Genomic DNA, 12,207 nt, shown 5'->3' with positions numbered 1-12,207 from the left:
TATTGAGCTTATCGTTTTACTTACCGCGGAATGGTTCCGTTTGAATTATTTTAATATTTCAGAAAAATTAGTATATTTGCAAGAATATCATAGAAAAGGTAATTACTTCATATATATTTCAATACTTTTAAAAAAACACCAAATTTTCATTGTATGCAATGAAACCTTTTTAAAACAGAGTCGTAGGAAACGGTATAAAATAAATGATGGGGTGATTGAATGTATTCACAAACTGTACAAACATATATGCCGTCCGTCATGCGGACGTTCGCTTTATCTCTTGCCGTTTCCGTTTTAGGTATGGCTCTCGGCACTCTTGTTCCGCCATCCTTGTTTCTTCCCTTGGCGATACTTGAGATCGCCATGTTGATTGGAGCATTCATATTGCGAAGGAAAAAAGCCATCGGTTACACATTTTTGTATATTTTCACGTTGATTTCTGGAATTACGACCTATCCGATCATTGCCCACTACCTAGCCGCTGCAGGGGCAAATGTGGTGATCCTGGCAGGTGTTACGACAACAGTCGTATTTGGAGGACTGGCGGTTTATGCCACAACCACCAAAAGGGACCTTTCATTCTTGGGGGGAATGTTATTTGCGGCCTTGCTAGCTTTAGTCGTCATTAGCATTTTCAACATTTTCTTTCCATTAAGCTCTACAGCCATGCTGGTCTTTTCATTTATAGGGATTTTAGTTTTCAGCGGTTATATTTTATATGATTTCAATCGACTGAAGCATTACGGGGTAACAGCCGAAGAAGTACCGCTCATGGCTTTGAATCTATATCTTGATTTCATTAACCTATTCATTAACACCTTGCGCTTCTTTGGTATTTTAGCAAGCGATGACTAAAAGACCTAACAAGGTACCATAAAAAAGACGCTTGGATTTATCCAAGCGTCTTTTCACTTAATGTCTCGATCATCAATAAGAACGGCTGAAGGGATGCCTATCTTATTTATATAATCCTGGATTTGATTGATCGGTCCATGGCAGTTTCACACCGAAAGTACTTGCAATGAACTGTGTATCTTCCCTTCTTTTTTTCCTTATTTGGGCCCGTTGTTTTGCTGATTCATTTAAATTCATTTCCATCTCCGTTTCCGGAACCAAACGCGGAACAGGAATTGGTTTACCTTCTTCATTAATGGCAACAAATGTCAGGAAGGAAATGACGCATAAATTTCGGGCTCCTGTAACTAAATCCTCTGCAATCACCTTTACGATGATTTCCATTGATGTTCTGCCCGTATAAGTCACGAAGCTTTCAAGGCAAACTGCATTTCCTTCGTGAATAGGGTGCAGGAAATCTACGGAATCAGTTGATGCCGTAACGACGTTGCTTCGCGCATGACGCATGGCTGATATAGCCGCTACATCATCAATGTATGCCATTAATTTGCCTCCGAACATCGTACCAATATTATTTGTATCCGGCGGGAGGACAAGGCTTGTTTTTATGACCAAAGAGTCCCGGCAATTTTTTGTTTCTTCCATGGTGACTGCACTCCTTTATGTCTGATTTCTCACTAGTTCACTTTATCGAATTCTTACCTGTAAAGCAATTCACATGCTTATTTTCCTGCTATTAGTCAAAATTATGCGGCTTATAATGAAGCCAACCACTTTCACTGCCCTTTTGGCTGCTTGCCTTGCTGCAGCTCACGCAGGCTTAAGCCAAATGTCATTTGTAAATGCGGATAATCCTTGAACCCTGCCCAATCCCCTCCCCAATCGAAACCTAACCCTTTAGCGATTGTAACGACTTCCATCCAATCCGACTTTCCATTATCGTTACCGTCATAACTCATATCCCAAATGGCCTCGCCTTGTTTGTTAAGGAGGGCAAAATCTATCGCCAAACCGAAATTATGCAGCGACTCGCCACCTCTTGCATTCGTTACGATGTTGCCCGGGTCTGATCGGCCCTTTTCATAGAGTTCATTTTGCTCGGCTAAAGACCGGAATCCGGCCGTAATGATTACCGGGATGCCTTTGTCCTTAGCCAGTTGAATGAGCTCGTCTTTTTTTTCGGCGACAATCGGATTCAGCTCGTCAGTCAGTTCGATTTCGTCTAGATCAGGCGGAAGCATATACTTGAACAAGAGCCACAGCAGCAATCCGAAAAAGCCCAATACCAAACATGTCCTTACCCAAGTGTCTTTCACTTAAAAAATCCTTCCCTTTACGAAAATATCTGTCTAAAATGAAAAACTCAACCAAAGACGGATGAGTTTTTCTTCTATTATAATTTTGCTTTTAATTCTTCAATTTGCAATAAATGCCGTTTTTCATGCAGTCCCACGAACGGAATCCATTGCTTCAGGCTTAAATCTTTGAACAAAGGATGCGGAAAAGACTTTTGTTCGAGATCAATTTCCTTTGCATGGTCAACGACATGTACAAAAGCCTTTCGGGATTCGGACAACTTCTCCTTAACTTCACTCAAAGTTTGGTATGATTCCGACGGAGTGACAAATGGCGGGGCCTCGACCTTCACTTCACGATTTAACGTAAGTTCTATCGGTTTATCCACAGCAGGGATGCTTTCATCGCTCTTCAATTTATCGGAAATGCTCTTTGTTATGGCGCTCTCCATTAAATATAAATGATCCAAAACCTGGATGATGCTCCATCTTCCTGTTTCAGGTTGGGCGTTCAGCTGTTCATCCGATAGTCCGTTGACCGCATTTAAAAGTACTTCCCTGATTTTTTCATTTTCATTCATTTTAGCACCTCCTCTTATCAGCCTCGCTAATCTCCTTTAATTATTCCAAGTCCTATAGGAAAGTGTAAAATAATAATACTTTTTGACAAAACGAACCGATTAAAAGTTGTCTATTTTTCGAAAAGCTCTATGATAGTCATAAAGGCAAAAATCATCTAGGACAGTAAAATAGGAGTGATCGTTATGAGTGGAGGACATATTCCATTCAGCCACAAAGGGCGCAGTGCAATACATGCAATACCCTCAAAAGGAAGCATATGGTTGATGCTTAAACAAATGTTCAATCGGGTCCCATCGAAATGGAAGTTTTGCTCTTTGGTTTTATGTATCATGCTTTTCATTTCATTGCTTGAGTTCTCCATCCCCCAATTGACACAGTTTACGATTGATAAAATCATTCCCGAAAAAAGATATGACTCGTTGATCTGGATTGGTGCAGGAATTCTTTGTGCTGCAATCTTATTGGCTATACTGAACTACTTTAACAGCTATATCGTTTCCAAGGTCGGTCAAAAGGCCATCATGGATATACGTAATAGCATGTATGAACATATTCAAACACTGGATATGAAATTCTTTGATAAAAACCGGACTGGTGACTTAATGTCGCGGTTGACCAATGATGTCAATTTACTGCAGCAGCTCATCTCTTCGAGCATGCTTCAAGTGTTGACTGACACGGTGACCTTCATTGCCGTAGCGGTATATATGCTTTTCATTAACTAGAAGCTTACCATTGTCCTTCTTATTACATTCCCTTTCATGTTCTATATCACAAGGGCATTCGGGAAACGCATCAGGATGTCATTTAGGTCTGTGCAAAGTTCCGCAGGAGATGTCAGCAACCAGTTACAGGATTCGATTTCAGGAATGCGGCTCATTCAATCTTTTACAAATGAAGAATTCGAATCAAGGCGGTTTGCGGAGCGTAATCAGGAAAATATGACTGCAAACCTTAAGTCGGTTCGGCTGCGTTCCATGTTCGGGCCGATTATTGATTTATTGAACAATATCGGTCTTGTAGCAGTCATTGTGTTCGGTGCTTGGCAAGTGATGGAAGGTGAATTCACAATAGGATTAATCGTGGCCTTTCTAGCCTATTTGAGGTTGCTGCAGAGTCCCGTTCGCAATTTTAGCCGGGTAATCAGCATTGTCCAGCAATCAGCCGCCGCCTTTGAGCGGATAACTGAAATATTGGAAACCCAACCTGAAATAAGTGACAAGGGAAATGCCATTGAACTCCCTGCCATAAAAAAGAAAATTGAGTTTAAAAGTGTTGATTTTGCTTATGATGGGACTGTTCCTGTTCTCGGCAATCTAAACCTGACCATGAAAGCTGGTCAAGTAACCGCTTTGGTCGGCTCCTCCGGCGCAGGAAAATCGACTATCACGAGCCTACTGATCCGATTTTATGATCCGCAAAATGGAACGATTAAAATGGATGGACATAATATCAAAGATGTGTCACTGAAATCATTACGGGGACAAATGGGAATTGTTTCTCAGGATATCATTCTATTCAATGGTTCCATCCGTGATAACATCGTATATGGCAAACTTAATGCTACAGATGATGAAATCATCGAATCCGCCAAAGCGGCAAATGCGCATGACTTTATCAGTGCCTTTCCTGATGGTTATGATTCTCAGATCGGGGAGCGCGGAGTCAAGCTTTCAGGCGGACAAAAACAGCGCATTGCCATTGCCAGGGCACTTTTGAAAAATCCGCAAATCATCATTCTCGATGAAGCAACGGCGGCCTTGGATACAGAATCTGAACATTTGATCCAGCAAGCCTTGTCACGTTTAATGAAAAAACGGACTTCAATAGTCATTGCACATCGTTTATCGACCATTCATGACGCCGATCAAATCATCGTTCTGGAAAAAGGGCAGGTTCTTGAAAAAGGAACACATGACCAGTTAATGCAAAACAACGGCCGATACAAGCAGCTCCATGACTTACAGTTCCCTCAAGTAAGCGATATCAAATACCTAGCAACTTAGCAGGCAAACATGCACAGAAAGCCTTTCTGTGCATGTTCGGTTTCATTTGAAGTCATAACTTTCCAAAACCCGATTCGCAATGAGCTGATACCCTTTTTCATTCGGATGTAACTTATCACTGAAATACTTTGTTTTCTTTTCATCTTCAAAAAGATCATTTGTAGAAATGAATAACATCCGTTCACCTTTATCGGCTAATCCCTTTATTGACTCGTTATAATCGCGAATGTGCTTTTCAAGTTTTTGATTGTCTTTAATTGGGTTATATAGTCCTACTACCAGAATATCCGCTTTATCGTTTGCCTCTATCAGTGTTGATGTAATCTTTTTCAGATGGTTGATATATTCCCGTTTACCCTCATTGATTTTTCGGTCACTTATTTTCTCCAAGTTCCCGCCATTACTATTGATCAAGTCATTCGTTCCAATAAAAACAATGAAAGTATCGGCTTCATCAAGTTTCGTTTTAATGCGGTAATCATCTAGCTGTTTCATCACCCCATCCGTTTCCTGGCCTTTAATACCGTAATTCCAAAAACTCACTTTTTGCTCCGATTGCGGATTATTCAATTCATCCTCAAGGCCATCTATATATCCTTCCCCGTCCTTATCCCCTTTTCCATAGGTTAATGAATCTCCAAAAGCCATGACCCTTTGCACATCTTCCGACTCCGAGGCCTGAAATTCATATGCAGCAAAACATATAACCAGTACGATAATCAATATACCTGCCAATTTTTTCATTTGGTTCTCCTCTTGTCTTTTTACTAGAAGTATTTAATCTTTTTCATACCCAAAAAATCTGCAGTACTAACATAAAAAAGAATTGTCAGATAAAGAATAAAGAGTGTATGATAATATAAAACTTTCAATGGAAACGGGATTACCCTTCATTCTGGAGATTGAATAAATGATAGTTAGGAGTTTAAATCATGGAAGAACACATAGAGTTTAGAGAGGCAGAACTATCTGATCTACCCAGAATTGTTGAAATATATAATTCGACAATTGCTTCAAGAATGGTCACGGCAGATACGGAACCTGTATCCGTCCAATCGAGGGTTAAATGGTTTGAGGAACATCATTCAGAAAGTAGACCGCTATATATCATTACTATAGAAGGGAAAACCGCTGGATGGATGAGCTTTCAATCCTTTTATGGCCGACCGGCATATAAATCCACTGCCGAAATCAGTATTTATATTGATGATTATTTCCGGGGAAAAGGAATTGGACAAATTTCGATTCGAAAGGCAATTGAATTGAGTCCAAAATTAGGTGTTAAGACTTTATTGGGTTTCATTTTCGCCCATAATACACCAAGCCTTAAGCTTTTTTCCAAATTCGGGTTTGAAGAATGGGCACATTTACCTCAAGTTGCCGAGATGGATGGCATTGAGCGGGATTTGATCATTCTAGGTAAACGTGTCGATATTTAATATATATTTCTTTAGAGCTATTGCCTTGAGCAGTAGCTTTTTCAGATTAATAAAGGTCGAATTGCTAATTTAAAAATACCTATATGCTTCTTGAAGGGAAAAATATTCAGAATCTCTTTTACTTGCTAACGCATTCAATAGCGTATCCAATTCTTGACTGGCTTGTACAGTCAGCAGACTTGTTAAGCCGTAAATCGCTCCCAACTTTATCATTTCCTGTCTCTTCTCTTCTACTTTTTCTATAGTTACCTTACGGCTAGGCATCATAGTCACCTCCCATTTATTCAATATTTTTACACTTTCATCATAATGAAACCACTAGTTAAAATCAACTATTTTTCAAAATTAAATGTGTTATTTTATAGGCCAAATGTAACAAAACACCTATTTTGTTATTTAATTATGTATAATTTGTGTCGTTTTCTAATAAACGCAAAAAAAGCATCCACTAGTGTAGACTGCGAATGCTTACATCATATCCCTTATCCAAAAATCCAAATATTGTATTCCGTTTACTATGTCATCCATTCAGAAGGTGACTCGTTATTAGGTCTATTTATAACAATCTTATATTCATCTTCAAGTACTTTTAATGGGGCATCATAAAGGTGCCTTTCATCAGAGGTTTTGTATACTCCATTGGCCAATAGCTCTTCAATGAGTTTTGCCTTCCTCTGTTCAATCCTCTTAAATAATTCTGCCATGTAAATGGCTCCTTTCCCAGTCGTCCTAGTGCCTGCTTCTAGTTAGCTAAACTTTATCAACTTGTTTGATTTCACCAAATTATATATACCTTTTCTAGTATGTCACTAAACGTTATTTCCCAAAAATAAAAGCCCCTTCTAATTTAAGAAGAGGCTGACAGTGTCCGTACGGCTCTTCTTATCTTCCAAGCATATGCTTGTTGGATTTAGCACAGTTCCCTAAACGGGTCCGCTGCCGAGGTTTCTTAGGGCCAAGTCCCTCCACCTCTCTGGATAAGAATTCGATATATAATGATGTAGAAATGATTCTATCCTAATAATCTTCAAAAGTCAATTACCTGGTTCTCCCTTTTTTCCTGGACATAAAGTGATTCCTCTTTCAAATACGGGTTGCATTTTCTTGTCTTTCTGATATGATGTCAGTAATTACATACAATTCACACCACTAGGGGAGTCTTTTTTAAGACTGAGATGGAATTAGTTCCGGACCCTTTGAACCTGAACCGGCTCATACCGGCGGAGGGAAGTGGATGATATCGTCCATTTTACAGACTATATCCATCTACCCCGTTCCGTATTCAGGAACGGGGTTTTTTATTCAACAAAGGGAGCCATTCTATAGGAGGATGAACAATGGAGAATACAAAATTAGAAACATTCAGTGATAGACTGCATGCACGGGCAAAAGAGATTTGGAAAAGGAACCATTCACATCCCTTTGTCCAGGCAATTGGAAACGGTACACTTCCTGAAAAGAAATTTGCCTATTACCTGAAGCAGGACTATGTCTATCTCATGGATTATTCCAAGCTCTTTGCTTTAGGTGTCATCAAAGCCCATAACATCGAAACCATGGCAAAATTTGCGAGCATTTTAAATGAAACCCTTCAAGTGGAAATGGATATTCATCGGCATTATGCTTCCGAATTCGGGATCAGCTCCAAGGAATTGGAAAATACAGAACCTACTCCAACCACTCTAGCCTATACAGGTTACATGCTAAATGCAGCTCAGCATGGGACTTTGGCAGACTTGGTCGCCTGTCTCCTGCCCTGCGCTTGGGATTATTATGAAATCGGTTTGCTATTAAAAGAACAAAATGGAGCAGCACTGGAAAACAATCGCTACGCAGATTGGATAAGGTCCTATTCATCTCCTGAATTCGGGGAAGCACACAAGTGGCTGATCACTTTGTTGGAAGAATTGACGGAAGGCATGCCTGAAAAGGAACTTCTTAGATTAGAAAAGCACTTTTTGGTTACTTCCCGATATGAATATTTATTCTGGGACATGGTTCAAAATGAGCAGGATTGGCCTCTGTAGGTGGTTGACATGAGGATGAATCCTATCAAGAAACTGACATTGACTGCCATGATCATTGCTTTAACGACGCTGACCAGTTCATTTATTTTCATCCCTGCAGGATTTGCAAAAATCTTTCCTATTCAACATCTGGCAAATGTCCTGACGGCGGTTCTATTGGGGCCTGCATATGCTGTGACACAAGCTTTTTTAGTTTCCATCATTAGAAACATGTCTGGTACCGGTTCAATTTTCGCCTTTCCCGGCAGCATGATTGGTGCACTTTTGGCCGCCATCCTTTATCGAAAAACACAAAGCTTAAAATTCGCCTGTTTAGGGGAAGTGATCGGGACCGGCATTCTCGGTTCCCTGGCCTGTTATCCGCTTGCAACCCTCCTATTGGGAGAAAAAGCTGCTCTTTTTGGTTTTTTACCGGCTTTTATGTTCAGTTCATTCGCAGGGGCGATTTTAGCTTTCATATTACTTAAAATACTGCTAAAAAATAATTATATGAAGGGGTTTTTTTATGAAAACAGCATTAACGATCGCAGGCTCTGATTCAGGGGGCGGTGCTGGAATACAAGCGGATTTAAAAACATTTTCTGCACATGGTGTATTTGGAATGTCTGCCATCACAGCCGTAACCGCCCAAAACACAATGGAAGTCCGTTCTGTACAGCCCATTGAAACAGCTATCATATCGGATCAAATTGCAGCTATCTTTGAAGATATTCCTGTCGATGCAGTAAAAATAGGCATGCTTGGATCAAAAGAAATCGTGGAAACGGTCGCTTCATCCCTTAAAACCTTCATGCCTGCCATCGTTATCCTTGACCCTGTCATGATTTCCAAAAGCGGCCACCATTTGCTCGACGAAAAGGCCGTCTCTGCCTTAAAAATGGAATTGCTTCCGCTTGCAACTCTTGTAACACCCAATGTACCAGAAGCGGAAGTACTTACTGGCTTCGCGATTCGGACGAAACAAGATTTCTACAGGGCATGCATTTCGATACAAGAAATGGGTCCCAAAGCCGTTTTACTTAAAGGCGGCCATGCAGCAGGAAATCCAAATGATCTTTTTTATGATGGTACTGACTTCCACTGGATCAAGGGAGAGCGCATTCATACCAAAAACACTCATGGTACAGGCTGCACCCTATCATCCGCCATTACATCTAACCTGGCAAATGGACTGCCATTGCAAGTCTCGATCGAACAAGCCAAGACCTATATTTCCGAAGCGATACGCAATAGCTTTTCAATCGGTAAAGGTCATGGACCTGTCCATCATTTTCATTCATATTCAAAAAAAGAACGGAGTGACTTGTTATGAAGATTTCTTCAGCCGATTTATTTATGAAGGTAAGAGAAAGGAAACCACTCGTTCACCAAATCACAAACTTTGTTACGGTCAATGACTGTGCAAATGCCACCCTTGCCATCGGAGGTTCACCAGTAATGACATCGAGCCCAAGAGAAGTGGCGGATATGGTCAAATTAGCAAATGCATTGGTCCTGAATTTCGGTACGATCGATGATAAAGCCTTGGAAGCAATGGAGATTGCCGGTAAAACGGCAAATGCCCTGGACATCCCGGTCATTTTGGACCCGGTGGGAGTTGGTGCCACCTCCTATCGTACAGAGCAAGTCAAAGAGCTCCTAAGTAAGGTTACTTTCCAAATCATTCGCGGAAATGCGAGTGAAATCCTGTCAATGATGGGTGGGGATACCGTTACACGCGGGGTGGATTCGGGGGAACTTGCGATTAGCAATGCCGAGCTGGCTGCACAAGCGGCAAATGAATTGAATAGCATCATCGTGGTCAGCGGAGCTAAGGATGCGGTCAGCGATGGAAAACATACGTCCATCATCGATAACGGGAACCTCCTTTTAACTAATGTTACAGGTACCGGTTGCATGTCCACTGCTCTTATCGGAGCTTTTTCCGGAGTCACCGATGATTTCTATTCTGCCGCAATTGCCGGTATATCAACAATGAGCATATCAGGGGAACTGGCAGCCTCAACCCTTCAAAAGGATGAAGGAACAGGTACTTTCCGTGTGCGATTAATCGATGCCATATCAAGAATGGATAAGGAAATCTGGATGCATGAGGTGAAACTAAGTGAAAAAGCCGCAAATTGATTTAAGCCTGTATTTAGTTACGGAAGAGTCCATAGCAATAGAAGAATTGACCAAAATCATTGCAGAATCGGTTTCAGGAGGAGTCTCGATCGTACAACTTAGAGAGAAAAACAATTCCTCCCTCTCCTTTTATAAAAAAGCATCTGCATTAAAACAGTTATTGAATGAGCTTTCCATTCCCCTTATCATCAATGACCGGGTGGATATAGCACTTGCGGTTGGAGCGGACGGAATTCATATTGGACAAGATGACCTTCCACTGCCTGTCGTCAAAAAAATGGTTCCTGAAGATATGATTGTCGGTGTATCTGTCTCCACTCTTGAAGAAGCTCTCGAAGCCGAACGAAATGGAGCCGATTATATCGGAGTAGGTTCAGTTTTCCCCACCAAGACCAAACAAGATGCAACCCTAATGACACTTGAGGATCTGGGGGGGATTTGCCGCGGCGTATCCATTCCCGCAGTAGCCATCGGGGGTATCACTGCCGATAACATTTCCGCTCTTTCTGATAGCGGACTATCAGGTACCGCAGTCGTATCGGCCATCATGAATGCAAATAATCCGAAGACTGCCTCCGAATCCCTTTTAAAAATAATAAAAGACTTTAAATAACAAAAGGATGGAGACTGCATGCAGTCCCCATCCTTTGTTTATGTCAAAACGGTATTCTTTGTTTCCTTCCCAAAAGCCACGGCAACTGCCCCCACTAAAATAGCAATTGTAAAAATGGTGAAAATCGATGAAATCGGGGTGTCTGCGGCAACTAGATACCCTACAAGCAAAGGTCCCAGAACACCGCCAATCCTCCCGATCCCTGCAGCTAACCCAGCCCCTGTACCGCGAACTGATGTTGGATACTGCTCAGGTGTATACGCATAAAGTGCACCCCATGCCCCTAGGTTGAAGAAAGAGAGGAACATTCCGGAAACTATCAGCAGTGCCAGCCCCTCTGCCGATCCAAAGAAAAAGGCACTGACGGCCGTTCCAATTAAGTATGTGATCAAAACGAATTTACGTCCCATCTTCTCTATCAGCCATGCAGCTGAAAAATAGCCCGGAAGCTGTGCAAGCGTCATGATCAAAACATATTCAAAGCTTTGAATCATGCTGAAGCCTTTTAGGACCATCACGCTTGGCAGCCATAAAAACATCCCATAATAGGAAAAGACCACGCAAAACCATAGAATCCACAATACAAGGGTCTGACGGGAGTAATCCTTTTTCCAGACACTTTTCATATTGCTTAATACAGATGGTCTTTGCTTTTTTTCAAGTTCCGTATACTTTGGTGAATCCGGCAGTTTCAAGCGCAGATACAACGCATATAAAGCTGGAACTGCGCTCAATAATAATGCAACCCGCCAACCATAAGCCGGTATGATGAAATAGGATATGAGTGCTGCCAAAATCCAGCCAACCGCCCAAAAGCTTTCAAGAAGGACGACGACCCTTCCCCTTTTACTCGCTTCAACACTTTCAGAGACCAATGTCGAGGCAACCGGAAGTTCTCCCCCAAGTCCCATTCCAATCAAAAAACGCAATATCAAGAACAGGCTGAGTGTACTGACTGCTGCTGACAGGCCACTTGCGATCGAAAACAACAATAAAGTAATGATAAAGACATTCTTTCGTCCGACCCTGTCGGCCATCGCACCAAAGAATACGGCGCCAACAGCCATCCCTATGGAGTTTATGCTCCCAATCCAGCCAACCTGCTCACTGGTTAAGTTCCAATCCTGTTTTAATGCAACAATGATGAAAGAAAGCATACCGACATCAAGTGCATCGAACATCCATCCAAGACCCGCAACACCAAGTAACTTACGCTGCGATATCATTTTCGCATTATTTCCCATATTTTCCTCCTGAAGAACTTTA

At 41.5% G+C, this 12,207-nt stretch carries 15 protein-coding genes, 1 pseudogene and 2 riboswitches; of the genes and pseudogenes, 9 read left to right on the top strand and 7 right to left on the bottom strand.

Annotation, left to right across the window (positions count from 1 at the left end):
* Nucleotides 1-219 precede the first annotated feature (219 nt).
* On the top strand, nucleotides 220-855 hold the full coding sequence (locus tag MHB45_RS04555; protein ID WP_340907439.1) for a Bax inhibitor-1/YccA family protein: 636 nt from the start codon (nucleotides 220-222) through the stop codon (nucleotides 853-855).
* A 102-nt stretch (nucleotides 856-957) separates the two neighbouring features.
* On the opposite strand, the gene MHB45_RS04550 is transcribed toward MHB45_RS04555, so the two are convergent.
* The 3 genes from MHB45_RS04550 to MHB45_RS04540 form a co-directional block, all read right to left on the bottom strand.
* Nucleotides 958-1,500: an acyl-CoA thioesterase gene (locus tag MHB45_RS04550; RefSeq protein WP_034314279.1), complete on the bottom strand. Its 543-nt coding sequence runs from the start codon at nucleotides 1,498-1,500 to the stop codon at nucleotides 958-960.
* Nucleotides 1,501-1,631: 131 nt separating this feature from the next.
* Nucleotides 1,632-2,096, bottom strand: a complete 465-nt coding sequence (locus MHB45_RS04545; RefSeq protein WP_081088762.1) for a M15 family metallopeptidase — start codon at nucleotides 2,094-2,096, stop codon at nucleotides 1,632-1,634.
* 152 nt (nucleotides 2,097-2,248) lie between these two features.
* The gene (locus MHB45_RS04540; RefSeq protein ID WP_048687283.1) at nucleotides 2,249-2,731 is read right to left on the bottom strand and encodes a DinB family protein; all 483 of its coding nucleotides are present in this window, start codon (nucleotides 2,729-2,731) and stop codon (nucleotides 2,249-2,251) included.
* 183 nt (nucleotides 2,732-2,914) lie between these two features.
* On the opposite strand from MHB45_RS04540, the pseudogene MHB45_RS04535 reads away from it, so the two are divergent.
* Together MHB45_RS04535 and MHB45_RS04530 are read left to right on the top strand one after the other, a co-directional pair.
* Nucleotides 2,915-3,844, top strand: a pseudogene (locus MHB45_RS04535) (ABC transporter ATP-binding protein); the annotation flags it as partial.
* Nucleotides 3,833-4,738 (top strand): ABC transporter ATP-binding protein, encoded by a 906-nt coding sequence (locus tag MHB45_RS04530; protein ID WP_301294382.1) that lies wholly within the window; start codon nucleotides 3,833-3,835, stop codon nucleotides 4,736-4,738. The pseudogene MHB45_RS04535 and the gene MHB45_RS04530, both read left to right, overlap by 12 nt.
* 42 nt (nucleotides 4,739-4,780) lie before the next feature.
* Here the strand turns inward: MHB45_RS04530 and MHB45_RS04525 are convergent, their stop codons facing one another.
* Nucleotides 4,781-5,482 carry a DUF459 domain-containing protein gene (locus MHB45_RS04525; RefSeq protein ID WP_340907437.1) on the bottom strand — a complete coding sequence of 234 codons (702 nt, stop codon included), beginning with the start codon at nucleotides 5,480-5,482 and terminating at the stop codon, nucleotides 4,781-4,783.
* 188 nt (nucleotides 5,483-5,670) lie between these two features.
* On the opposite strand from MHB45_RS04525, the gene MHB45_RS04520 reads away from it, so the two are divergent.
* Nucleotides 5,671-6,177, top strand: coding sequence for a GNAT family N-acetyltransferase (locus MHB45_RS04520; protein ID WP_048687287.1), 507 nt, complete (start codon nucleotides 5,671-5,673; stop codon nucleotides 6,175-6,177).
* 69 nt (nucleotides 6,178-6,246) lie between these two features.
* Here the strand turns inward: MHB45_RS04520 and MHB45_RS04515 are convergent, their stop codons facing one another.
* The gene (locus tag MHB45_RS04515) at nucleotides 6,247-6,441 is read right to left on the bottom strand and encodes an aspartyl-phosphate phosphatase Spo0E family protein (protein WP_048687289.1); all 195 of its coding nucleotides are present in this window, start codon (nucleotides 6,439-6,441) and stop codon (nucleotides 6,247-6,249) included.
* Nucleotides 6,442-6,692: 251 nt separating this feature from the next.
* Complete coding sequence (locus MHB45_RS04510) at nucleotides 6,693-6,881, bottom strand: Fur-regulated basic protein FbpA (protein WP_034314291.1); 189 nt, start codon at nucleotides 6,879-6,881, stop codon at nucleotides 6,693-6,695.
* Nucleotides 6,882-7,056: 175 nt separating this feature from the next.
* A riboswitch (SAM riboswitch) is annotated at nucleotides 7,057-7,161 on the bottom strand.
* A gap of 157 nt (nucleotides 7,162-7,318) precedes the next feature.
* A riboswitch (TPP riboswitch) is annotated at nucleotides 7,319-7,423 on the top strand.
* A 91-nt stretch (nucleotides 7,424-7,514) separates the two neighbouring features.
* Between MHB45_RS04510 and tenA the strand changes: the two genes are divergently transcribed.
* From tenA to thiE, 5 genes are read left to right on the top strand one after another with little or no spacing between them, the layout of a single operon-like run.
* Nucleotides 7,515-8,204 (top strand): thiaminase II, encoded by a 690-nt coding sequence (gene tenA / locus MHB45_RS04505; protein ID WP_072272654.1) that lies wholly within the window; start codon nucleotides 7,515-7,517, stop codon nucleotides 8,202-8,204.
* Between the two features lie 15 nt (nucleotides 8,205-8,219).
* Nucleotides 8,220-8,741, top strand: a complete 522-nt coding sequence (gene thiW, locus MHB45_RS04500; RefSeq protein WP_048687313.1) for an energy coupling factor transporter S component ThiW — start codon at nucleotides 8,220-8,222, stop codon at nucleotides 8,739-8,741.
* Nucleotides 8,710-9,516, top strand: coding sequence for a bifunctional hydroxymethylpyrimidine kinase/phosphomethylpyrimidine kinase (gene thiD / locus MHB45_RS04495; protein WP_048687294.1), 807 nt, complete (start codon nucleotides 8,710-8,712; stop codon nucleotides 9,514-9,516). The genes thiW and thiD overlap by 32 nt, the downstream gene beginning before the upstream one ends.
* Nucleotides 9,513-10,328: a hydroxyethylthiazole kinase gene (gene thiM, locus MHB45_RS04490; RefSeq protein WP_072272653.1), complete on the top strand. Its 816-nt coding sequence runs from the start codon at nucleotides 9,513-9,515 to the stop codon at nucleotides 10,326-10,328. The genes thiD and thiM overlap by 4 nt, the downstream gene beginning before the upstream one ends.
* Nucleotides 10,309-10,941, top strand: a complete 633-nt coding sequence (gene thiE, locus MHB45_RS04485; RefSeq protein WP_072272652.1) for a thiamine phosphate synthase — start codon at nucleotides 10,309-10,311, stop codon at nucleotides 10,939-10,941. The genes thiM and thiE overlap by 20 nt, the downstream gene beginning before the upstream one ends.
* A gap of 38 nt (nucleotides 10,942-10,979) precedes the next feature.
* Here the strand turns inward: thiE and MHB45_RS04480 are convergent, their stop codons facing one another.
* Nucleotides 10,980-12,185, bottom strand: coding sequence for an MFS transporter (locus MHB45_RS04480; protein ID WP_034314304.1), 1,206 nt, complete (start codon nucleotides 12,183-12,185; stop codon nucleotides 10,980-10,982).
* Nucleotides 12,186-12,207 lie beyond the last annotated feature (22 nt).

Source organism: Peribacillus sp. FSL K6-5616, from assembly GCF_038008245.1.
Lineage (GTDB): Bacteria > Bacillota > Bacilli > Bacillales > DSM-1321 > Peribacillus > Peribacillus frigoritolerans.
The sequence above is the reverse complement of the archived record's forward strand: the minus strand, read 5'-3'. Positions and strand labels throughout refer to the sequence as shown.